The organism is uncultured Sphingomonas sp. (genome assembly GCF_964244265.1).
Taxonomy (GTDB): domain Bacteria; phylum Pseudomonadota; class Alphaproteobacteria; order Sphingomonadales; family Sphingomonadaceae; genus Sphingomonas.
The window spans coordinates 113,818-136,879 of record NZ_CAXTHV010000002.1; the positions used below are offsets into that span (position 1 = coordinate 113,818).

The 23,062-nt window shown below is 66.1% G+C and carries 17 protein-coding genes and 1 tRNA gene; 9 read left to right on the forward strand and 9 right to left on the reverse strand.

Going from position 1 to position 23,062, the window contains the following annotated elements; all coding sequences use genetic code 11:
* Positions 1-177: 177 nt before the first annotated feature.
* From ACFE7K_RS01530 to ACFE7K_RS01540, 3 genes are all read left to right on the forward strand, one after another.
* The gene (locus ACFE7K_RS01530; protein WP_375396386.1) at positions 178-1,401 is read left to right on the forward strand and encodes an NADP-dependent isocitrate dehydrogenase; all 1,224 of its coding nucleotides are present in this window, start codon (positions 178-180) and stop codon (positions 1,399-1,401) included.
* 151 nt (positions 1,402-1,552) lie between these two features.
* Positions 1,553-2,050 carry a GAF domain-containing protein gene (locus ACFE7K_RS01535; protein WP_375396387.1) on the forward strand — a complete coding sequence of 166 codons (498 nt, stop codon included), beginning with the start codon at positions 1,553-1,555 and terminating at the stop codon, positions 2,048-2,050.
* A 38-nt stretch (positions 2,051-2,088) separates the two neighbouring features.
* A complete protein-coding gene (locus ACFE7K_RS01540; RefSeq protein ID WP_375396388.1) occupies positions 2,089-3,852 on the forward strand; it encodes a cation:proton antiporter in 1,764 nt (587 codons plus the stop codon).
* A gap of 4 nt (positions 3,853-3,856) precedes the next feature.
* Here ACFE7K_RS01540 and alaS read toward each other — a convergent pair whose 3' ends face one another.
* On the reverse strand, positions 3,857-6,499 hold the full coding sequence (gene alaS / locus ACFE7K_RS01545; RefSeq protein ID WP_375396389.1) for an alanine--tRNA ligase: 2,643 nt from the start codon (positions 6,497-6,499) through the stop codon (positions 3,857-3,859).
* Between the two features lie 198 nt (positions 6,500-6,697).
* Here alaS and ACFE7K_RS01550 point away from each other — a divergent pair, with 198 nt between their 5' ends.
* On the forward strand, positions 6,698-8,005 hold the full coding sequence (locus tag ACFE7K_RS01550; protein WP_375396422.1) for a dicarboxylate/amino acid:cation symporter: 1,308 nt from the start codon (positions 6,698-6,700) through the stop codon (positions 8,003-8,005).
* A gap of 7 nt (positions 8,006-8,012) precedes the next feature.
* Here ACFE7K_RS01550 and ACFE7K_RS01555 read toward each other — a convergent pair whose 3' ends face one another.
* The 3 genes from ACFE7K_RS01555 to ACFE7K_RS01565 form a co-directional block, all read right to left on the reverse strand.
* Positions 8,013-8,636: a glutathione S-transferase family protein gene (locus ACFE7K_RS01555; RefSeq protein ID WP_375396390.1), complete on the reverse strand. Its 624-nt coding sequence runs from the start codon at positions 8,634-8,636 to the stop codon at positions 8,013-8,015.
* Between the two features lie 77 nt (positions 8,637-8,713).
* The gene (gene recA / locus ACFE7K_RS01560; RefSeq protein ID WP_375396391.1) at positions 8,714-9,799 is read right to left on the reverse strand and encodes a recombinase RecA; all 1,086 of its coding nucleotides are present in this window, start codon (positions 9,797-9,799) and stop codon (positions 8,714-8,716) included.
* A 122-nt stretch (positions 9,800-9,921) separates the two neighbouring features.
* Positions 9,922-11,949, reverse strand: coding sequence for a putative bifunctional diguanylate cyclase/phosphodiesterase (locus tag ACFE7K_RS01565; RefSeq protein ID WP_375396392.1), 2,028 nt, complete (start codon positions 11,947-11,949; stop codon positions 9,922-9,924).
* 88 nt (positions 11,950-12,037) lie between these two features.
* Here ACFE7K_RS01565 and moaA point away from each other — a divergent pair, with 88 nt between their 5' ends.
* The 3 genes from moaA (at position 12,038) to ACFE7K_RS01580 (ending at position 14,955) form a co-directional block, all read left to right on the forward strand.
* On the forward strand, positions 12,038-13,036 hold the full coding sequence (gene moaA, locus ACFE7K_RS01570; protein WP_375396393.1) for a GTP 3',8-cyclase MoaA: 999 nt from the start codon (positions 12,038-12,040) through the stop codon (positions 13,034-13,036).
* A 4-nt stretch (positions 13,037-13,040) separates the two neighbouring features.
* Complete coding sequence (locus ACFE7K_RS01575) at positions 13,041-13,817, forward strand: NAD kinase (protein ID WP_375396394.1); 777 nt, start codon at positions 13,041-13,043, stop codon at positions 13,815-13,817.
* A gap of 76 nt (positions 13,818-13,893) precedes the next feature.
* Entirely contained in the window at positions 13,894-14,955 is a 1,062-nt protein-coding gene (locus tag ACFE7K_RS01580) for an NAD(P)-dependent alcohol dehydrogenase (RefSeq protein WP_375396395.1), read from the forward strand.
* A gap of 135 nt (positions 14,956-15,090) precedes the next feature.
* On the opposite strand, the gene ACFE7K_RS01585 is transcribed toward ACFE7K_RS01580, so the two are convergent.
* Positions 15,091-15,165, reverse strand: a tRNA-Asn gene (locus ACFE7K_RS01585).
* A gap of 151 nt (positions 15,166-15,316) precedes the next feature.
* Between ACFE7K_RS01585 and ACFE7K_RS01590 the strand changes: the two genes are divergently transcribed.
* Positions 15,317-15,892 carry a hypothetical protein gene (locus ACFE7K_RS01590; protein WP_375396396.1) on the forward strand — a complete coding sequence of 192 codons (576 nt, stop codon included), beginning with the start codon at positions 15,317-15,319 and terminating at the stop codon, positions 15,890-15,892.
* Between the two features lie 74 nt (positions 15,893-15,966).
* Here ACFE7K_RS01590 and secA read toward each other — a convergent pair whose 3' ends face one another.
* From secA to ACFE7K_RS01605, 3 genes are all read right to left on the reverse strand, one after another.
* A complete protein-coding gene (secA, locus tag ACFE7K_RS01595) occupies positions 15,967-18,708 on the reverse strand; it encodes a preprotein translocase subunit SecA (RefSeq protein ID WP_375396397.1) in 2,742 nt (913 codons plus the stop codon).
* A gap of 93 nt (positions 18,709-18,801) precedes the next feature.
* Positions 18,802-19,059 carry a hypothetical protein gene (locus ACFE7K_RS01600; RefSeq protein WP_375396398.1) on the reverse strand — a complete coding sequence of 86 codons (258 nt, stop codon included), beginning with the start codon at positions 19,057-19,059 and terminating at the stop codon, positions 18,802-18,804.
* A gap of 75 nt (positions 19,060-19,134) precedes the next feature.
* A complete protein-coding gene (locus ACFE7K_RS01605) occupies positions 19,135-19,572 on the reverse strand; it encodes an energy transducer TonB (protein WP_375396399.1) in 438 nt (145 codons plus the stop codon).
* Between the two features lie 98 nt (positions 19,573-19,670).
* On the opposite strand from ACFE7K_RS01605, the gene argJ reads away from it, so the two are divergent.
* A complete protein-coding gene (gene argJ, locus ACFE7K_RS01610; RefSeq protein WP_375396400.1) occupies positions 19,671-20,915 on the forward strand; it encodes a bifunctional glutamate N-acetyltransferase/amino-acid acetyltransferase ArgJ in 1,245 nt (414 codons plus the stop codon).
* Between the two features lie 316 nt (positions 20,916-21,231).
* On the opposite strand, the gene ettA is transcribed toward argJ, so the two are convergent.
* Entirely contained in the window at positions 21,232-22,911 is a 1,680-nt protein-coding gene (gene ettA, locus ACFE7K_RS01615; RefSeq protein WP_375396401.1) for an energy-dependent translational throttle protein EttA, read from the reverse strand.
* Positions 22,912-23,062: the final 151 nt, after the last annotated feature.

The following is a 23,062-nucleotide window of genomic DNA, read 5'->3' on the forward strand; positions in this document are numbered from 1 at the left end:
GCACCCATGATCGTCCAAGCGATCCGCTCGTGCGCCGAAAAGTCTCGTTACCCCCGTGAACTTTGGTGAACTTTGGATGCGCCAGACACGATGGGCAAGACGATGGGGGTGCGGCTTGACCCCCCTCCCCGCTTCCCCCTAGGAGCGCGGCAACTCTCTCTTCACAGGAATGCGGACATGGCCAGGATCAAGGTGAAGACGCCCGTCGTCGAAATCGACGGCGACGAGATGACGCGGATCATCTGGGAATGGATCCGCGAGCGCCTGATCAAGCCCTATCTCGACATCGATCTCGATTATTATGACCTCGGCATCGACTATCGCGACCAGACCGACGACAAGGTGACGGTCGACAGCGCGAGGGCGATCCAGAAATACGGCGTCGGCGTGAAATGTGCGACGATCACCCCCGACGAGCAGCGCGTCGAGGAGTTCGGCCTCAAGAAGATGTGGAAGTCGCCCAACGGCACGATCCGCAACATCCTGGGCGGTACGATCTTCCGCGAGCCGATCGTCATCTCGAACGTGCCGCGTCTCATCCCGGGCTGGACCAAGCCGATCGTCGTCGGCCGCCACGCGTTTGGCGACCAATACCGCGCGACCGACTTCCGCGTTCCCGGCCCGGGCAAGCTGCGCCTGGTGTTCGAGGGTGATGACGGCGCGGTCATCGACCAGGAGGTGTTCCGGTTCCCCTCGCCCGGCGTGGCGCTGGCGATGTACAATCTCGACGATTCGATCCGCGACTTTGCGCGGGCGTCGATGCATTACGGGCTCAACCTGAAATGGCCGGTCTATCTGTCGACCAAGAACACCATCCTCAAGGCCTATGACGGTCGCTTCAAGGATCTGTTCGCCGAGGTGTTCGAGGCCGAGTTCGCCGACCGGTTCAAGCAGGCGGGCATCGTCTACGAGCACCGCCTGATCGACGACATGGTCGCCAGTGCGCTCAAGTGGAGCGGCGAGTTCGTGTGGGCGTGCAAGAATTACGACGGCGACGTCCAGTCCGACCAGGTCGCGCAAGGGTTCGGCAGTCTCGGCCTGATGACCTCGGTGCTGCTCTCGCCCGACGGCAAGACGGTGGAGGCCGAGGCGGCACACGGCACCGTTACCCGCCATTATCGCCAGCATCAGCAGGGCAAGGCGACCTCGACCAACCCGATCGCCTCGATCTTCGCGTGGACCGGCGGCCTCAAATATCGCGGCAAGTTCGACGACACGCCCGACGTCACCCGCTTTGCCGAGGAACTGGAAAAGGTGTGCATCGCGACCGTCGAGAGCGGCAAGATGACCAAGGACCTCGCCCTCCTCATCGGACCGGACCAGTCATGGATGACGACCGAGCAGTTCTTCGAGGCGGTTCGCGTCAATCTCGAGACGGCGATGGGCCAAACCGCCCGCTGATGGCGGTTCCGCAAAATAATGTCGAATCAAGCAACTAACCGCTTCAATCGGCGTTTCCCCACCATAGCATTATGATGGGTCGGTCATGTTGGCGATTGAAAACGCAATCACGAACCAATCTTATGCGCCCGGTCATCTGGTCCGAGAGCGCATGCGGCTTGCCGCGCTCGACAGCTACGGAATTCTCGACACGCGCCCCGAGCCCGAATTCGATGCATTCGTCGCTCGAGCGGCCCGGCGTTTTCGCGCGCCGATCTCGCTGATCTCGCTGGTCGACCACCGCCGACAATGGTTCAAGGCGCGGATCGGCCTGACCGCCACCGAAACGGACAAGCGTATCGCGTTTTGCACGCATACGGTACGCAATGCCGCGCCGCTCGTCGTACGCAACGCAACGAGAGACGCGCGATTTGCCGACAATCCGCTCGTCACCGGCGCCACGCATATCCGCTTTTATGCCGGTGCGCCCCTGATCACGCCGCTCAGGCGCTGCATCGGCACTATCAACGTGCTCGATACGCTGGCGCGGCCGTCCTGGGACGAGGAGGATACCGCCGATCTGGAAGCGATGGCGCACGACGTCATGATCGTGCTCGAACGGCGAAGGGCCGGCATCGTGCGCCAGCGGGCGCTTTCCTGGCGATCGTAAGCTGACAAGCCGGCCGGTTCCGGGTTAGGTGCTCGGCCATGGCCTTCCCCCTGTCCAATGCGGGCTTCAGCGACGCGCTGGTCATCCTCGGCGCGGCGGGGATCGTCATTCCAGCGTTCGCGCGGTTCCGGATCAGCCCGGTGATCGGCTTCATCCTGGTCGGGATGCTGGTCGGTCCGGCTGGGCTGGGCGCGTCGGTCGACCGGTATCCGTGGCTCTATCATATCACGATCACCGACCCGCACGCGATCGAGCCATTCGCCGAATTCGGCATCACGCTGCTGCTGTTCTCGATCGGCCTGAAGCTGTCGCTCAAGCGGCTTTGGTCGATGCGCGGGCTGGTATTCGGGGTCGGCGCGGCGGAGCTCGCCGTCTCGGGGCTGGTCATCGGGCTGGCATTGGTGCTCGCGGGCCAGGCGGCGGCGGGCGGCATCGGCCTGGGGTTCGCGCTGGCGCTGTCGTCGACGGCGCTCGTGCTGCCGATGGTCGGGACGACCGGCGCGGTCGGGCAATCGGCCTTTGCCATGCTGCTGTTCGAGGATCTGGCGCTGGTCCCGATCATCTTCACGCTCGGCGCGCTCGCCCCCGGCGCGGCCGGGTCGGAAATCGTCGGCGTGCTGGTCTGGGGGACGATCAGCATCGTCGCGATCTTCGTCGGCGGTCGGCTGGTCCTGCCCCGCCTGTTTTCGCAGGCCGCGCGGACCAAGAGCCCGGAGCTGTTCCTCGCCGCGTCGTTGCTGGTGGTGATCGTCGCCAGCCTGGCCACCACCGCCGCCGGTCTCTCGCCGATCGTCGGCGCGCTGCTCGCCGGGCTGCTGATCGCCGAGACCGAATATCACAGCGAGGTCGAGGCGATGACCGCGCCGTTCCAGGGGCTGGCGCTGGGCGTGTTCCTGATCACCGTGGGCATGCGGCTCGACGTCACCGCGATCGCGCAGCATTGGACCGATCTGGTGCTCGCGCTGCTCGGGGTGATCGCGGCCAAGAGCCTCGTCACCTTCGTGCTGCTCAAGCTGTCGGGCGCGCGCAACGGCGTGGCGGCCGAGACCGCGACGATGATGGCGAGCCCGTCCGAGACCACATTGATCGTGCTGGGCACCGCGACCCAGGCGGCGCTGATCCTGCCCTCGACCGCCGCCTTCTGGCAGACGGTGACCGCGATGGGGCTGACGCTGACGCCGCTGCTGGCCAAGGGAGGGCGTGCGGTCGCCCGCCGGCTGGAGGCCGATGACGGCGACGGGCGCGATTTGGCGATCGAGGCCGACGGCCCGGGCACGGTGATCATCGGCTTCGGCCGGGTCGGGCGCATGGTCGCCGACATGCTGACGGCGCACGGCAAGAAGTTCGTCGCGGTCGAGGCCGATATCGATGTCGTCGCGGCGGCGCGGCGCGACGGTTACCCGATCCTGTTCGGCGACGTTGCGCGCAGCGACCTGGTCGATCGGCTCAACCTCGGCCGTGCCGACGCGCTGGTGCTGACGATGGACGATCCGGTGCTCGGCATCCAGCTGACCCGGCGGGTGCGCAGCTGGGTGCCGGCGCTCACGATCGTGGCGCGCGCCCGTGACGGCGCGCACGCCGCGCAATTGTATCGCGCCGGCGCGACCGACGCGGTGCCCGAGACGCTGGAAAGCTCGCTGCAATTGTCGGAAGCGGTGCTGGTCGATCTCGGCGTCGCAATGGGCCCGGTCATCGCCTCGATCCACGACAAGCGCGACGAACTGCGCAAGGCGATCAAGGACGATGCGGGGATGGACCGCGAGCCGCGGTTGCGGCGGGTGGGCGGTGCCGCCAAGCGCTGACGGGTCAGGCGGCCATCGCCGCCTTCACCGCCGCGACCGCTTCGGCGCCCTTGTCGCCGTCGGGTCCGCCGCCCTGGGCCATGTCAGGCCGGCCGCCGCCGCCTTGTCCGCCGAGTGCCGTGACCGCCGTCTTGAGCAGGTCGACCGCGTTGAACCGCGCCACAAGGTCGGCAGTAACGCCGATTGCGACCGATGCGCGGCCATCATTTACCGCGACGATCATCGCCACGCCCGATCCGATCCGCTGCTTGCCGTCGTCGACCGCGCCGCGCAGGCCCTTGGCCTCAAGCCCCTCCACCACCTGGCCGACGAACGCGACGCCCGCGACCTGTTCCGGGCCCGCCGCCTGCGCCGCGCCGCCGCCCAATGTCAGCGCCTTCTTCGCTTCGGCAAGTTCGCGCTCGAGCCGGCGACGGTCCTCGACCAGGGCGATGACCCGCGCCGGCACCTCGTCCGGCGAGGTCTTCAGCGCGACCGCCGCCTCGCGCAGTTTCTCGTCGCGGCCCGCCAGATAGGCGCGCGCCGCCTCGCCGGTCAGCGCCTCGACGCGGCGCACGCCGGAGGCGACCGCGCCCTCGCTCACCACCTTGAACAGGCCGATGTCGCCGGTCGCGGCGACATGGGTGCCGCCGCACAGTTCCAGACTGTAGATGCCGGCGTCACCCCGCCCCATCGAAACGACGCGGACTTCGTCGCCATATTTCTCCCCGAACAGCGCCATCGCGCCCTCGGCGATCGCCTCGTCAGGCGTCATCAGCCGCGTCGCGACACGGTCGTTCTGGCGGATATACGCGTTGACCTCGGCCTCCACCGCCGCCAGCGCCGCCGCTTCCACCGCCACCGGCTGCGAAAAATCGAAGCGCAGGCGATCGGGCGCGACCAGGCTGCCCTTCTGCGCGACATGCGTGCCGAGCCGTTCGCGCAAGGCGGCGTGGAGCAGGTGCGTCGCCGAATGGTTCGCACGGATCGCCGCGTGGCGCTCGCCATCTACCGTCAGGTGCAGCGCATCGCCGATCGCGACAGTGCCGGCCTCGATTGTCGCGCGATGCGCCCAGACCCGGCCGAGATGCTTCTGCGTGTCGGTGATCGCGGCGCGAAGGCCCTTGTCGCTGGTCGCGGTGCCGGCATCGCCGACCTGGCCGCCGCTCTCGCCATAGAAGGGCGTCTGGTTGAGGACGATGTCGACCGTCTCGCCCGCGTCGGCGCGATCGACCGCCATGCCGTCGCGGATCAGCGCGACGACCTCGCCCTCGCCCTGTTCGGCGGCATAGCCGATGAACTCGGTGCCGCCCTGGTCCTCGGCGATGTCGTACCAGAGGTCGTCCGACGCCTTTTCGCCCGATCCCTTCCAGGCGGCGCGCGCGGCGCGCTTCTGTTCGGCCATCGCCGCGTCGAAACCTTCCCGCTCGACTTCAAGGCCCTGGCGGCGGAGCGCATCCTCGGTCAGGTCGTAGGGGAAGCCATAGGTGTCGTAGAGCCGGAACGCGGTCTCGCCGGCCAGCGTTGCCCCGGGCTCCATTCCCGCCGTCGCCTCGTCGAGCAGCCTCAGCCCCTTGTCCAGCGTCTTGCGGAACTGCGCCTCTTCCTGCGCCAGCGTCGCCTCGATCATCGCCTGGGCGCGGACCAGCTCGGGATAGGCGGCGCCCATTTCGGCGACCAGCGCCGGCACCAGCCGGTGCATCAGCGGGTCCTTCGCCCCCAGCAGATGCGCATGCCGCATCGCGCGGCGCATGATCCGCCGCAGTACATAGCCGCGCCCCTCATTGGCGGGCAGCACGCCGTCCGCCACCAGGAAGCCGGATGCGCGCAGGTGATCGGCGATGACGCGGTGGCTTGCCTGGTTCTCGCCTTCGGCGCGCGTGCCCGTCAGCGCGGTCGAGGCGGCGATCAGCGCCCGGAACGTGTCGGTATCGTAATTGTCGTGGACGCCCTGGAGCACGGCGGCGATCCGTTCGAGACCCATGCCGGTATCGATCGACGGCTTGGGCAGGTTGCCGACGATCTCGTTGGCTTGCTGCTCATATTGCATGAACACCAGGTTCCAGATCTCGACGAACCGGTCGCCATCCTCGTCGGGGCTGCCGGGCGGACCGCCATGGATATGGTCGCCATGGTCGTAGAAGATTTCCGAACAGGGTCCGCACGGCCCGTTCTCGCCCATCGCCCAGAAATTGTCCTTGGTCGGGATGCGGATGATCCGCGCCTCGGGCAGACCGGCGATTCTTTTCCACAGGTCTAACGCCTCGTCGTCGGTATGATAGACGGTGACGGTCAGCCGGTTCGGGCTGATCCCCCATTCCCGGGTGATCAGGTTCCAGGCTAGGCCGATCGCGCGCTCCTTGAAATAATCGCCGAACGAAAAATTGCCGAGCATCTCGAAGAAGGTGTGGTGCCTGGCGGTATAGCCGACATTGTCGAGGTCGTTGTGCTTGCCGCCGGCGCGCACCGACTTCTGGCTCGACGTGGCGGTCCGGTAGGAGCGCGTCTCGAGCCCCGTGAAAACGTTCTTGAACGGCACCATCCCGGCATTGACGAACATCAGCGTGGGATCGTTCTGCGGCACCAACGGCGCCGAGGGCATCAGCATATGGCCCTCACGCGTGAAGTAATCGAGGAAGCTGCGGCGGATGTCGTTGGTCGAGATCATAAGGCAGCGGCTTAGGATAGGCACGAACGCTACTCAAGCCGTCCGCCGGCGGGGCGGCGATCGCTACCGTACTTTGCGGAGCCGATGGAGATGGCCGAACACCGCCGCGCGGGCGCGTTGCGCGATTGCGGCCGCGATACGGTCCTTGACCCGGCCGCGACAATCCCCTTCCTTGCGAGCAATGCGGGGAGAGCGACTTTGGCGAAGCGGCTGACGACCTATATCCTGATCGGGCTGGTCCTGGGCCTGGTCGTCGGCTGGGCGATCAACGCCGCGGTCGTCGGCGACGCGCCCGACGCGGCGGCAGCCGATCGGCTGAAGACGATCGCCGGCTGGATCGGCATTGTCACTACCATTTTCCTCCACCTGATCAAGATGATCATCGCGCCGCTGGTGTTCGGCACCCTGGTCACGGGCATCGCGCACATGGGTGATACCGGCGCGCTGGGCCGCGTCGGGCTCAAGGCATTGCTGTGGTTCGTCGGCGCCAGCCTGTTGTCGCTGACGCTCGGCCTGGTACTGGTGCATCTTCTCCAGCCCGGGGTCGGCCTCAACCTGCCGCTGCCGCCGATGACCGCGACGACCGATATCGACAAGAGCAAGTTCGACGCGGCCCAGATCATCACCCATATCTTTCCGTCGTCGGTCGTCGACGCGATGGCGTCCAACGACATCCTGCAGATTGTCGTGTTCTCCGTCTTCTTCGGGGTTGCGATCACCGCGATCGGCGAGCGCGCGGCGCCGCTGGTCCGCGCGGCCGAAGGGCTGGTCGCGGTGATGCTGCAGATTACCGATTACGTCATGCGGTTCGCGCCGTTCGCGGTGTTCGCGGCGGTCGCAGCGACCCTGGTCGAGCGCGGGCCGCAGGTGATCCTGAGCCTCGGCTATTTCATGCTCAGCGTCTATATCGGCCTGCTGCTCCTGTGGGTGGCGCTGGGATTGCTCTCCTTCCTCTTCATCGGCCCCCGGGCGCGCGTGCTGCTGCGCTATGTGCGCGAGCCGGTGCTGGTCGCCTTTTCGACCTCGTCTTCCGAAGCGGCGTTCCCGCGCACGCTGGAGGCGCTGGACCGGTTCGGCGTGCCGCCGCGCATCGCCAGCTTCGTGCTGCCGCTGGGCTATTCGTTCAACCTGGACGGATCGATGATGTACATGACGTTCGCGTCGCTGTTCATCGCGCAGGCCTATGGCATCCATCTCGATCTGGGCACGCAGGTGGCGATGCTGCTGACGTTGATGATCACGTCAAAGGGCATTGCCGGCGTGCCGCGCGCCAGCCTAGTGGTGATCGCCGCGACCCTGTCTATGTTCAAGCTGCCCGAGGCGGGATTGTTGCTGATCCTGGCGGTCGACCATTTCCTCGACATGGGCCGCTCGGCGACCAACGTGATCGGCAATGCCATCGCCGCCGGCGTCGTGGCACGGTGGGAGGGCGCGCTCGATCCGCCCGAACCGCCCGAGATCGAACCGCCCCATGCCCCTGGCCGGGGTTTTGCCGGCAAAGCCTGATCCCGTCTCAGGCATAGTCGTAGGGCCCGCCCCTGGCCAGGGCGGTACGATAGGCCGGCCGGGCGTGGATCTTGTCCAGCCAGGCAAGCGTCGCCGGGCGCGACCGGTCGAGCCCCGCACGGCTGCGCGCCGCCTCCAGGTGAAAGCTCATCATGATATCGGCGGCGGTCAGGACATCGCCGGCAAACCAGGGCCGGTCCGACAATTGCCGCTCGACATAATCGAGATGGACATCGATCATCGGCCGAAAGCGCCGTGCCACGATTTTCCCGACCAACGGCAGGCGATCGAGCACCAGCTTGATCAGCAGCACCGGCATCATCGATCCTTCGGCATAATGGACGAATTCGCGATAGCGCAGGGCATCGTCGCGATGCGCCGGCGGACCCAGCCGGCCATCGGCCCGTTCGACGAGATACTCGCAGATCGCGCCGGTCTCGACCAGGACCCGGCCGCCATCCTCGATGATCGGCGATTTGCCGAGCGGATGGATGCGCTTGAGCCCGGACGGCGCGAGCATCGTGGCGTCGCGCTCATAGCGCCTGACCTCATAGGGCAGGCCGAGCTCCTCGAGCATCCAGAGCACGCGCTGCGATCGCGAATTGGCGAGATGGTGTACGATCAGCGTCATCACATCCTTTACCACCGACGACGCGCCATCCTGGCCATTTGCCCGGCCTGGCGGGACGCGAGGTACGCTGGACGCCCCTACAGATCGTCATCCTCGCTTGGGCCGGCCATCAATTCCTCGGCCACCTTGTCGGTGCGGGCGCGGATCGCGCGTTCCAGCCGGTCGGCGATGTCCGGATTGTCCTTGAGATAGGCCTTCGAATTCTCCCGTCCCTGGCCGATGCGGATCGAATCGTAGCTGAACCACGCCCCCGATTTCTCGACGATCCCCGCCTTCACGCCGAGATCGAGGATCTCGCCGATCTTGGAAATGCCCTCGCCATACATGATGTCGAACTCGACCTGCTTGAACGGCGGCGCCACCTTGTTCTTGACGACCTTCACGCGCGTCGTATTGCCGACAATATCGTCGCGATCCTTGATCTGGCCGGTGCGACGGATGTCGAGGCGGACGCTGGCATAGAATTTGAGCGCATTGCCGCCCGTCGTGGTTTCCGGATTGCCGTACATCACGCCGATCTTCATGCGCAGCTGATTGATGAAGATCACCATGCAGCGCGAACGGCTGATCGATCCGGTCAGCTTGCGCAGCGACTGCGACATCAGCCGCGCCTGGAGGCCGACATGGCTGTCGCCCATCTCGCCCTCGATCTCGGCGCGGGGAACGAGTGCCGCGACCGAATCGATAACCAGCACGTCGATCGCGTTGGAGCGCACCAGCGTATCGACGATCTCCAGCGCCTGCTCGCCGGTATCGGGCTGCGACACGATCAACTCGTCGATATTGACGCCCAGCTTCTTGGCATAAACGGGATCGAGCGCGTGCTCGGCATCGACGAACGCCGCGGTGCCGCCGCCCCGTTGCGCCTCGGCGATCACGTGCAGCGCGAGCGTCGTCTTGCCCGAGCTCTCCGGCCCATAGACCTCGATCACCCGGCCGCGGGGCAATCCGCCGACGCCAAGCGCGATGTCGAGCCCGAGGCTGCCCGACGAGATCGTCTCGACCTGCATCGCCTCCTTCGAGCCCAGCTTCATCGCCGATCCCTTGCCGAACGCACGATCGATCTGCGCGAGCGCCGCCTCAAGCGCCTTGGCGCGGTCACCCGCGGCCTTGTCGGTGGAAACTGCCATCTTGCTGTCGATCACCTTCAGGGATGCCGCCATGTCTCGTCTCCGTCGCTAGCTGGATTGAATGCCGCGTTCAATCTTTGACGACGGACTTGTATTCGATCTGTTCTTCCGGAACAACAGGCGAACGAAAATAATTTCACCTGGCTTCGTGCCGGTCAATCGGCCTGCTGCCGTTCGATCAGTTCGGCCAGGCGGACCGCGTCGACCGGCTCGGAACACAGGAATCCCTGATAATATTGACAGCCCTCACGTGCCAGCAGGTCGAGCTGCTCGTCGGTCTCGACGCCCTCGGCGATCACCGACAGGCCGAGCGACCGGGCCATCTCGATCACGCCGCGCACGACGATCCGGTCGCGGGGGTTGCCGGCGATATCCTGCGCCAGTTTCTTGTCGATCTTGAGGTAGTCGAGCGGGAGCGCCTTCAGATAGGCCAGGCTGGAATAGCCGGTCCCGAAATCGTCGATCGCAATGCGACAGCCGGCGCCGCGCAGGCTGGCCAGCAAGGTCGCCGCCGCGCCCAGATCGTCGATCAGGCCGCTTTCGGTGATCTCCGCGGTCAGCCGCGCCCGGCCGAAACCCGAGCCGTCGACCCGATCGAGGAACATGTCGACGAACCCCGGATGCGCGATGTCGGCAGCGGTCACGTTCACCGCCAGCCGGAGGCCGCCGAGCGATGCCGGCCACGCCGCCGCGCCCTCCAGCGCCAGCCGCTGGACATGGTCGGACAGCGCCAGCCCCAGATCGGCGCGATCGGCGGCGGCGAACAGCGCCTCGGCGCCGATCGCGCCGAATCGCGGATGCTCCCATCTGGCCAGTGCCTCGACGCCGGTGATCCGCCCGCTGCCGATCGCCACCTGCGGCTGGAACAGCACCGCGATCTCGCCGCCCTCGATCGCGCGGCGCAGGTCGGTTGCCAGGACGTCGAGCGATGCGCCGCTGGTCGCCAGCCCGCCGGCAATGTGTATCGTCGCCCCGTCCGACGCCCGCGCCTCCTCCAGCGCGTCGCCGGCGCGGCGCATCAGCATCGCGACATCCTCGCCGGGCTGCGAGGTCGCGACCCCGATCCGCGCCCCGACCGAGACCAGCGCGCTCTCGATCGCAAAGGGCCGCGCCAGGACTTCGGACAAGGTGCGGGCAAAGTCCTCCGCGGCATCGGCGTCATCGCACGCGACGAGGAATTCGGGGCCGCGCAGCCGGGCCAGCGCATGCCGCTTGCCCAGCGTCGAACGCGCGCATGTCTCGACGCGGCGCAACGCGGCGCCGATCAGCGTGTCGCCGGCGTTGCGCCCATAGCTGGTGTTGACCAGGTCGAAGCGGCTGAGCGCGGCGATCACCGCGGTCGCCGGCAGACCGCGCCGCAACCGCCGGTCGATCCGGTCGCGCGCCGCGATCACGTCGTCGACCTCGGTCATCGACACGCCGGTCGTGGCGGCCGCGTCGGGCGCCATTCCCAATTCCTCGATCAGGCCGTAGATCCAGGGATCCCCGGCAATGGCCTGGATGTGATGGACGAGGCGGCCCTGTCCCGCCACGTCATGGGCAAAGGCGGTCGCCCCGCCGCTACCCACCCGGCGGATCGCGGCGATCGCATTGTCGCGGTCGGACCGGGGCATCGTGCGCAGGGCGACGGCCGCCGGTATGTCCTCGTCTTGCGTCATCCGGCGGGCTAGCGCCGGGGTCAACCGCAAGCGGCGCGTGCCGCGATGATATCGCCAGCCGAGCGGATCAAGCTCCCGCCTGGGCGCCGTCGTGCCGCCGATGCGGGATACGTGCCGGGCGGCGAAGCGCAAGGCGTGGACCAGTTCGGTTTCGCCGAACGGGCTGACCAGGAAGTGGGTCGCCCCGGCGGAATATAAGGGCGCCAGCGACGCGACGTCGCCGCTCGACACCAGGACGAGCAACGCCCCGCCCCGCGTGCGCGCCGCCTCGCCGAGCGCGCCGGCCTGGGCCAGGCCCTCCTCCAGCGCGCCGCGGGTATCGAGCAGGGCGATCGTCGCCCCGCTGGTCAGGAACCGCCGGACCGCGCCCTCGCCGCGTCGCGCCGCGACGACGCGCCAGCCGGCGGCGGCGGCGATCGCCGACAATTCGCCGCGTTCGCCGAACGACAGGAGGAACAGCGCCGCCTCGTCCCACGGCAGGTCGCCGGCAAGGGGGTCGCCGGCAAGGGGGTCGGCCTGGTCCATCACCCGTCATCTACGCCTGACGACGCCGCTTCGCCAATCCGCAATCGGGGTTGCTGAACCCTGTACGACCTCCTAGCTCCGCAGCGACATGGCCCCCGTCCCGCCCCTGAACGACCGCCACGGCCGCACCATCACCTATCTGCGCGTCTCGGTGACCGATCGCTGCGACCTGCGCTGCCGCTATTGCATGGCGGAGGACATGACCTTCCTGCCGCGCGCCGACCTGCTCGACCTGTCGGAGATCGCGGTGATCGCCGAACGCTTCATCGCGCGCGGGGTGACCAGGATCAGGCTGACGGGTGGCGAGCCGCTGATGCGCGGCGGCGTGCTCGATCTGGCGCGGCGGCTTGGCGGCCATGTCGGGCGCGGGCTCGACGAGCTGACGCTCACCACCAACGCGACGCAATTGGCGCGGCATGCCCGGGCGCTGGTCGGCGCCGGTATCCGCCGGATCAACGTCAGCCTGGACAGTCTCGACCCCAACCGTTTCCGTATGATCACGCGAACGGGCGACCTCGACCGGGTGCTGGGCGGCATCGTCGCGGCCAAGGCGGCGGGGCTGGCGATCAAGATCAACATGGTGGTGCTCAAGGGCCTGAACGACGACGAAGTCGCGGCCATGCTGGCGTGGTGCGTCGCGCAGGGCCACGACCTCAGCCTGATCGAGACCATGCCCCTGGGCGCGATCGAGGACGACCGCGCCGATTATTTCATGCCGCTAAGCGCGATATTAGAGAATTTAGCCCAAAGCCTCGACCTGACCCGCGACGATCGCCGCACCGGCGGACCGGCGCGATATTGGCGGGTCGGCGCCAGCGCCACGCGACTGGGTCTGATCTCGCCCCTCACCGCCAATTTCTGCGATGGCTGCAACCGCATGCGGCTGACCACCGACGGCCGCCTCTATGCCTGTCTCGGCCACGACGATCAGGCCGACCTCAAGCAGGCATTGCGGGCCGGCGGCGTCGCCGGACTCGATGCGGCGATCGACGACGCGCTGGCGATCAAGCCAGCGCGCCATGCCTTTGCGATCGAGCGCGGCGGGCGCCCGGCGGTCGCGCGGCACATGAGCGTGACGGGCGGATGAGGCGATGGTGACTGCGAGACGCGCGCTCGTCGCCTCCGCCACCGCCCCTGCGCAGATCGCCGCCGCCGAGTTGCGCGGCTGTTACGATTGGGTGGCGGTCGAGGAAGCCGAGCTGATCATCGCCCTGGGGGGCGACGGCTATATGCTGCAGACGCTGCACGCCATCCTAGAGCGGCGCGGCGATCCGGTGCCGGTGTTCGGGATGAACCTTGGCACCGTCGGCTTCCTGATGAACGACTGGCATCGCGACGGACTGGAAGCGCGGCTGGAGCGCACCAAGCCGTTCAAGGTGACGCCGCTGACCATGACGGCGCGGACAATGGGCGGTGAGACATTCGTCCGGCCGGCAATCAACGAGGTGTCGCTGCTGCGCGAAACCCGCCAGACCGCCAAGCTGGAGGTGACGCTGAACGATCGCGTCGTCCTGCCCGAACTGGCCTGCGACGGCATCCTCGCGGCCACGCCGGCGGGATCAACCGCGTACAATCTGTCGGCCAACGGACCAATCCTGCCGCTGGGGTCGGCGCTGATCGCGCTGACCCCGATCAGCGCGTTTCGCCCGCGGCGCTGGCGCGGTGCGATCCTGCCCGAAAAGGCCCGCATCGGCATCACCGTGCTGGAGCCGGCCAAGCGACCGGTCTCCGCCGTCGCCGATCAACGCGAGGTTCGCGACGTCGCCCGGGTCGACATCGCCATCGATCGCAGCCGCGAACTGACCTTGCTGTTCGATCCCGAACACGCGCTCGACGACCGCATCACCATGGAGCAGTTCATCGCTTGATCAATGCCGGCGGGCGGAGAGCCTGATGAGGCTGCCTGCGGCGCCGACATCTTTATCATACGAGCAGGAGATTAGCATGACCATCAACGCCTATGGCGCTACCGCCGGTGATGTGCCGCTCGAGCCGATGACGATCATCCGCCGCGAACCCGGTGCGCACGACGTCGTCATCGACATCGCCTATTGCGGGGTCTGCCATTCGGACCTCCATCAGGTCCGCGGCGAGTGGGGCGGCACGCTCTATCCCTGCATTCCCGGCCACGAGATCGTCGGCTACGTTCGGGCGGTCGGCAACGACGTGACCGGTTTTCACGTCGGCGAAACCGTGGGCGTCGGCTGCATGGTCGGCAGCTGCCAGAAATGTCCGTCGTGCCAGGAGGGGCTGGAGAATTACTGCACGGGGACCGGATTCGTTGGCACCTACAACGGCAAGACCGACGATGCCCCTGGCCATACGCTCGGCGGCTATTCGCAAAGCATCGTCGTCGACGACAAGTTCGTCCTCAAGGTGACGCATCCGGCGGACCAGCTCGCCGCCGTTGCGCCGCTGCTCTGCGCGGGGATAACCACCTATTCGCCGCTCAAACATTGGCAGGGCGGTCCGGGCAGGAAGATCGGCATCGTCGGCATCGGCGGGCTCGGTCACATGGGCATCAAGATCGCCCACGCCCTGGGCGCGCACGTCGTCGCCTTTACTACCTCGGAGAGCAAGCGCGCCGACGCGCTGGCGCTGGGCGCGGACGAGGTCGTGATCTCGCGCGACGCTGATCAGATGGCGGCGCATGCAGGCAGCTTCGACATGATCCTCGACACCGTCGCGGCGAGCCACGACCTCGACGCCTTTTCCGGTCTTCTCAAGCGCGGGGGCACGCTGGTGCTGGTGGGCGTCCCCGAACACCTGCATCCCTCACCCAACGTCGCCAACCTCATCTTCCAGCGCCGCGCGATCGCCGGCTCGCTGATCGGCGGCGTCGCCGAAACGCAGGAGATGCTCGATTTCTGCGCCGAACACGGCGTGGTCGCCGACATCGAGATGATCCGTGCCCAGGACATCGACGATGCCTATGACCGGATGCAACGCAGCGACGTGAAGTACCGCTTCGTCATCGACAATGCGACGCTGGGGGTCGGCGCATGAGCCCGGCCTGCGGCGTTGCGGGGCGAGTCGCGTTCGTGACTGGGGCCGCCCGTTCGGGGGCGGGTCATTCGTCCCGAAGCGCCGGCCTCGTCATGAGAGCGACAGCGAACGAAGCTCGCCCTTTTTGTTCCGAATTGGCTCCCTGAGTTGGATTCGAACCAACGGCCGCTCGATTAACAGTCGAGAGCTCTACCGCTGAGCTATCAGGGATCGTTACCGTGGAGGCGCTCTATAAACGGGCCGAAAGGCGATGCAACCCCAGCATTCCGCGGATGGTCGGGAGCCAAGTCCGTTCATCGGACGTTCCGCTAGCATGACGTAGGATGAAACGGTAAACCTCATCGTGGAACGGAGAAATATCATGGTGTTACGTGTGCGCCGGGGCGTCGCCATCGCGACAATCGCCACGGCATCCTTGTTGGTCGGCGGGTGCATGGCGGAAACCGCCTATCGCCCGGCCACCGGCGTCGGCTTTGCCCGCCAGGGCTATAGCGAGCGCCAGATCGAAGCCAATCGCTTCCAGGTCAGCTTCGCGGGAAATTCATATACCTCGCGGGATACGGTCGAGCGATATCTGCTTTTCCACGCAGCTGAACTGACCACCCAACAGGGATATGACTATTTCGTGCTCGCCGATCGCGCAACCGATCGCACGTCCCGGACCTATGTCGATCGTCAGCCGTTCGGACCGGGACCTTATGGCTATTGGGGACCCAGTTGGCGCTATTATGGCCGCGGCTTTGGCTGGCGTTCATGGGATCCGTTTTTCGGCGACCCGTTCTGGGGAAATACCATCGACGTGACCACCGTCGACAAATACGAGGCGACCGCCGAGATTGTGATGGGCAAGGGTCCAAAGCCAGCCGGCAATGTCCGCGCCTTTGATGCGCATCAGATATTGGCCAATATCGGCCCTACGGTGGTGCTGCCGAAATAAGCAATGCCAATGAATAGCGGGTGGGGGATCAGTCCCCTGCCTCGCCATTCAGACCGGCCTGACTGGCCGCTACTTCAGCCGGCCTGGCCGTGGCAATGCTTGTACTTTCGGCCCGATCCGCACGGGCATGGCGCGTTGCGGCTGACCTTGCCGGCCCAGCCAGCAGGATCCTCGCCAATGTCAACCGCCTCCGGCCTGATGATCGACAAGGGCGGCATGCTGGTAGTGACCGTGCCGAGCGCGCCGCCGGCAAAATCAGCGCTGTCGTCCTCGCCCGTAAACGGATCGAAATGGGCGGTAAGGAAATCAGGCAGCGCCGGTAATTCGGACTGCGCCTCGAACCGGAATTGTGCGAAGGCGATGGTCTTCGTAACGTCTTCACGGATCGACGACAGCATCCGCTCGAACAGCGCGAACGCCTCTTGCTTGTATTCGTTGATCGGTGTCTTCTGCGCATAGGCACGCAGGTGAATGACTTGGCGCAGCGCATCGAGCGTCGCCAGATGTTCTTTCCAATGATGGTCGAGATTCTGCAGCAGGATTGATTTCTCGATCTGGATCCAGGTAGCGGACTCAATCTCCTCGGCCTTACCAGCAATCATCGCGTCCGCGGCATCACGAAGCCGTTGCTCGATCATTTCGGCATCGACCGACTCCTCGTTCAACCAGTCGTCGATCGGCGGCTGGATATTGAGCAACTCGCCGACCTTGGCTTTCATGCTCTCCACATCCCATTGCTCGGCATAGGAATTGGGCGGGCACGCTTCACCGACAATCGCGTTGACAGTTTCGGCGCGCATGTCGGCAACGATATCGCCGACCGCGTCGGCATCCATGATGTCCGAACGCTGGTCGTACACCACCTTGCGCTGGTCGTTCATGACATCGTCATACTCGACAACCTGCTTGCGGATATCGTAGTTGCGCGCCTCGACCTTCTTCTGCGCGGTCTCGATCGCCTTCGACATCCATTTCGACGGGGGCAGCGCCTCGCCATCCTCCAGGCTGGAACGCATCATCTTGGCAAACAGCGTGTTGGGCCCGAAGATGCGCAACAAATCATCGTCCAGGCTGAGGTAGAATCGGCTCAGCCCGGGATCTCCTTGACGCCCGGAACGTCCGCGCAGCTGGTTGTCGATGCGGCGGCTTTCGTGGCGCTCGGTCGCCAGCACGAACAGCCCGCCGGCGGCCAGCACGCGCTGCTTTTCGTCGGCAATCTCCTGGCGGATGCGCGAGGTCGCCGCATCGCGCTCTGGGCCTTCCGGCATGGCGGCGAGTTCGTCGGCAACGCGAAACTCCAGGTTGCCGCCGAGCTGGATGTCAGTGCCGCGACCGGCCATGTTGGTGGCGATCGTGACGGCGCCAGCGCGGCCTGCCTGAGCGACGATATGCGCCTCCATCTCGTGATAGCGTGCGTTGAGCACCTTGTGCGCCACGCCCTCCTGAATCAGGAATTCGGCGAGCAGTTCGGATTTCTCAATCGAGACGGTGCCGACCAACACCGGCTGGCCAAGTTCCGACTGCTCTTTGATCGCGCGGGCAATGCCGCGAAATTTGTCCTCAAGGCTCTTGTAAAACGTATCCTCCTCGTCGGCCCGCTTGACGGGAACGTTGGTCGGGATGGTGACGACGTTCATCTTGTAGATGTCGTAGAACTCGGCCGCTTCGGTCGCCGCGGTGCCGGTCATCCCCGCCAGCTTTGGGTACATGCGGAAATAGTTCTGGAAGGTGATCGAGGCCATGGTCTGGTTCTCGGGTTCGATCTCTACGCCTTCCTTCGCCTCGATCGCCTGGTGCAGACCGTCCGACCAGCGGCGGCCGTCCATCATCCGGCCGGTGAACTCGTCGATGATGATGACCTTGCCGTCCTTGACGATATAATCGGTGTCGCGCTTGAACATCATGTTCGCGCGCATTGCCTGGTTGAGGTGATGGACCACCTGCGTATTTTCAAAATCATAGAGATTGGCGCCCTCGAGCAGCCCGGCATCCTCCAGCTTGCGTTCAACGAGTTCGGTGCCGTCCTCGGTCAGGATCACCGACTTCTGCTTCTCGTCCTTTTCATACGTATCGGGGGCAAGCTGCTTCACCACAGCGTCGACCTGCTTGTATAGCTCGGACTTGTCGTCAGTGGGGCCGGAAATAATCAGTGGCGTGCGCGCCTCGTCGATCAGCACCGAATCGACCTCGTCGACGATCGCCATGTTGAACGCGCGCTGGACCATCGAGGCGCGTTCATATTTCATGTTGTCACGCAGATAGTCGAATCCGAATTCATTATTGGTGCCATAGGTGATATCAGCTGCATAGGCGTCCTTGCGCTGCTGGTCGGTCAAATTGGGGATGATGACGCCCACCGTCATGCCAAGGAAACGATATACGCGCCCCATCCACTCGGCGTCGCGCGCCGCCAGATAGTCGTTGACCGTGATGACGTGGACGCCTGTGGCGGGGAGGGCGTTCAGGTATACGGCGAGGGTCGCGACGAGGGTTTTGCCTTCTCCGGTGCGCATTTCGGCGATTTCACCGCGATGGAGGACGATGCCGCCGATCATCTGAACGTCGTAATGGCGCTGGCCCAGCGTTCGCTTCGCGGCTTCGCGGACGGTCGCGAACGCCTCGGGCAGGATTGCGTCGAGGGTCTCGCCCCCCGCCAGCCGCTCGCGCAGCACGACCGTCTGGTTGGCCAGTTCGGCATCGTCCAGCGCCGTCATCCGGGGTTCGAGGCCGTTGACCCGGTCGACGATCGCGCCGAGCGACTTGACGTAGCGGTCGTTGGACGACCCGAAGAGCGATTTGGCAAGGCCGCCGAGCATGATGAATTCCTATGAAGTCACGGGCCGCGGCCGAGGCGACGCGCGGCATGGATCGAGAGACGATGACGGCCGGAGCCGCATATGACGCGCGCGTTATTCGCGCCGGCGGCTCGCAAAGGCCGGGACGGCGGCGGCGAGCGCAAAGGCGCGGCCGGACCGCAGGAGGACATCCGCCACACGCGGCATCGCCGCGACCGGGCGGCTGGCGGCGATGCGCAGCCGGGCGGCGGCGCTCGCGGTGGCAAGGCGGGCGACATTGCGGCTGAGCGTCGCCGGGGCCAGCGGCACGCGCGCGTCCGTGCCGCCGCCCAGCGCGGACAACAAAGCGGACAGGAGCAGCAGCAGGTTCAAACGATCGACTTTGCGCAATGACCGGCGACGCATAATGGGGGGAACGTTAAAGGTCCATGCACTTTGCAGGCGAGGTCAACGCGCGGCGCGCGGCGTTGCCGTGGCGGTCGGCACCGGCACGGGCGCCACCACCGGCGCCGGGACGGGCGCCAGCCGCCAGGTGATCGCCGACGACCAGCGGCCCGGCACCGCCCTGCCCTTGTTGTCCCTGGGCGGGGCGAAGCGGCCGTTGGTGGTCATCAGGTAACAGGCGGTCTCGTCGAGCAGCGGCGATTCGGAGGTCTTGGTCACCTTGCAGTTCACCACCTGTCCGGTTTCGTCGACATCGAGCGTGAACGCGACGCGCCCCTGCTCGCCCGATCGCTTCGCCAGTTCGGGATAGGCGCTTTCGGGCACCCATGACGCCGGATCGCCGATCGGCACCGCCCTGGCCGGCGGACCGTCCTGGGCCAGCGCCGCATTGGCCATTGCCAGCCCGGTCGCCGCTATCGCTATCCTGCCCGCTACCCGCATGCCGCTCCCCGATCGCTTCGCGGCGCGATGCTAGCCGATCATCGACGGCACGACCACCCGCGCGATTGCCTGGCATCGCGCCGCCGCTATGAAGGCGCATGACCAGCCCCTCCCCGCTCGCCCCCGCCGCCTTTCCCGACCTGCCCGAGATTGGCGGCGTCGCGCGCCGCGTCGCCCGCGCGGGCTACAAGACATGGGACCGGTGCGACCTGACGCTGGTGACGTTCGGCCCGGACACCACCGTCGCCGGCGTGCTGACCAACAGCCGCTGTCCCTCTCCCGAGGTCGAATGGTGCCGGCGCGCGCTGGTGCTGGGCAAGGCGACCGCCTTGGTGGTCAATGCCGGCAATTCGAATGCGTTCACCGGCGATCGCGGACGCGCCGCGGTCGAGGGCCTGGCGGCGCGCGTGGCGCGGCACCTGCATTGCCAGCCGTCGGACGTGTTCCTCGCCTCGACCGGGGTGATCGGCGTGCCGCTGCCGCTCGACAAGGCCGAAGCGGGGCTCGACGCCGCGTTCACCGCCGCGCCGTGCGGCTGGCAAACCGCCGCCGAGACGATCATGACCACCGACACGTTCGCCAAGGCGGCGGTGACGCGCGCGGTCATCGGCGATCCTTCGACAGGCTCAGGACAGACGGTCGGCCTGGTCGGCATCATCAAGGGGTCGGGGATGATCATGCCCGACATGGCGACGATGCTCGGCTTCATCTTCACCGACGCGGCGATCGATCCGGCGTGGCTGCAAAAGGCGCTGGCCGACGCCAACCACAAGAGCTTTTCGTGCATCACCGTCGACAGCGATACCTCGACCAGCGACACCGTGCTGGCCTTCGCGACGGGGGCGGCGGGCAACGCGCCGATCGCCGACGACGACGATCCCGGCGCCGACGCGTTCCGCGCGGCGCTGACCGACCTGTGCCGGCAACTCGCTCATCTGGTGGTGCGCGACGGCGAGGGCGCCACCAAGTTCGTCACCATCGAAGTGGCCGGCGCGGAGAGCGATGCCAGCGCGCACCGCGTCGCGATGAGCATCGCCAACTCGCCGCTGGTCAAGACCGCGATCGCCGGCGAGGACGCCAATTGGGGCCGTGTCGTGATGGCGGTCGGCAAGGCCGGCGAACCCGCCGAGCGCGACCGGCTGGCGATCCGTTTCGGCACGACCCAGGTCGCGCGCGACGGGCTGGCGGTCGACGGCTATGACGAAGCGCCGGTCAGCGCGCACCTGAAGGGCAGCGATATCGATATCGGCGTCGACCTGGGACTTGGCGAGGGTTGCGCGACGGTCTGGACGTGCGACCTGACCCACGGCTACATCTCGATCAACGCCCATTACCGGAGCTGATCGTTCGCGCGCCGGCTTTGGGTTCTCCTTTGGGCACTTCTCGATGTCTTGGGATTGCCCTCACCATCTCAAGGGCGCTTGCCGGATACGCCCGGTATCCGGCAAGCGCCCTCCCTACCGGCACCCGGCCCGTGATGAGATCGGCTCGACCACGTTCATCGTCACTCCTGCCTTGCGCCGGCGTCCCGCTTATCACTGTCAGGGAAGCGGGACCCCGGCTCGAAGGCCGGGGTGACGGATCAACATGAAAGCACCATATTCCGGGTGTTGAGGTCGCTGATCGATGACGCCGGAACGGCCGATCACGGGAAGGACATCACCGCGTCAGCTTCTTGTACGCCAGCCTTGTCGGCCGATCGGCCGCATCGCCCAGCCGGCGCCTCTTGTCTTCTTCATAGCTGTCGTAATTCCCCTCGAACCATTCGACGTGGCTGTCGCCTTCGAACGCCAGGATGTGGGTGCACAGCCGATCGAGGAAGAAGCGGTCGTGGCTGATCACCACCGCGCATCCCGCAAACGTCTCCAATGCTTCCTCGAGCGCGCGCAGCGTTTCGACGTCGAGGTCGTTGGTCGGCTCGTCGAGCAGCAGGACGTTGCCGCCCTGCTTCAGCATCTTGGCGATGTGGACGCGGTTGCGCTCGCCGCCCGATAGCTGGCCGACCTTTTTCTGCTGGTCCTGCCCCTTGAAATTGAACGCGCCGACATAGGCTCGCGTGCCCAGTTCCTGCTTGCCGAAACGGAACACCTCCAGCTTGTCGCTGATCTCTTCCCAGACGTTGTTGGCAGGGTTGAGGTCGTCGCGCGACTGGTCGACATAGCCGAGCTTGACCGTCTGGCCGACCTCGATCGTGCCGCCATCGGGCTGTTCCTGGCCGGTGATGAGCTTGAACAGCGTCGACTTGCCCGCGCCATTGGGTCCGATCACGCCGACGATGCCGCCCGGCGGCAGGGTGAAGTCCAGCCCCTCGAACAGCAATTTGTCGCCATATGCCTTGGCCAGCCCCTTGGCCTCGATGACCTTGCCGCCCAGCCGCTCGGGGATCTGGATCAGGATCTGCGCCTTGCCGACCGCGCGATTCTCCTGCTTTTCGACCAGTTCGTCGAACGCGCGGATGCGGGCCTTGGACTTGGTCTGGCGCGCCTTCGGCGTCTGGCGCATCCAGTCGAGTTCGTCGCGGATCGCCTTCTGCCGACCCTCCTCCTCGCGCTCCTCCTGCTCCATCCGCCTGGCCTTCTTTTCCAGATAGCCGGAATAATTGGACTCGTAGGTATAATAGCGGCCGCGATCGAGCTCGAGCACCCAGTTGACGACATTGTCGAGGAAGTAGCGGTCGTGCGTCACGAGGATGACGTTGCCGGCATATTCCTTCAGGTAGTTTTCCAGCCACGCGACGCTTTCGGCATCGAGATGGTTCGTCGGCTCGTCGAGCAGCAGGATGGCGGGCTTTTCGAGCAGCAGCCGGCACAAGGCGACGCGCCGCTTCTCCCCGCCCGACAGATTGGTCACGGGCGAATCGCTCGGCGGACAGCGCAATGCCTCCATCGCCTGTTCGAGCTGGCTGTCGAGGCTCCAGCCGTCGACCGCGTCGATCTTGGTCTGGAGCTCGCCCATCTCCTCCATCAGCGCGTCGAAATCGGTATCGTCGCGCGGATCGCCCATCTCCGCCGAGATCGCATTGAACCGCTCGACCATCGCCGCGGCCGGACCGGCGCCGAGCTTGACGTTTTCCAGGACCGTCCGCGCCGGGTCAAGGTGCGGTTCCTGCGGCAGATAGCCCACCTTGATGCCTTCGGCCGCCCATGCCTCGCCGACAAATTCGGTATCAATGCCGCCCATGATCTTCATCAGCGTCGACTTGCCCGAGCCGTTGGGGCCAATGATCGCGATCTTCGCATCGGGCAGGAACTGCAGGTGGATGTTGTTGAGGACCGGCTTGGCGGCGCCCGGGAAGGTCTTGGTCAGACCCTTCATGACGTAGGTATACTGAACGGCCATGGCGGCGCGTTGCTCCATTCAATCTGGCGGGAATATCGGGCGGACCGATAGCGGTTGGCGCGAGGATTCGCAAACATGACGTCGCCGGTCTCGATGCCGAGCTTGTCCGGGCATTGCGCTGCCCCGAACAATTGCGCCAGAACGTCGCGGC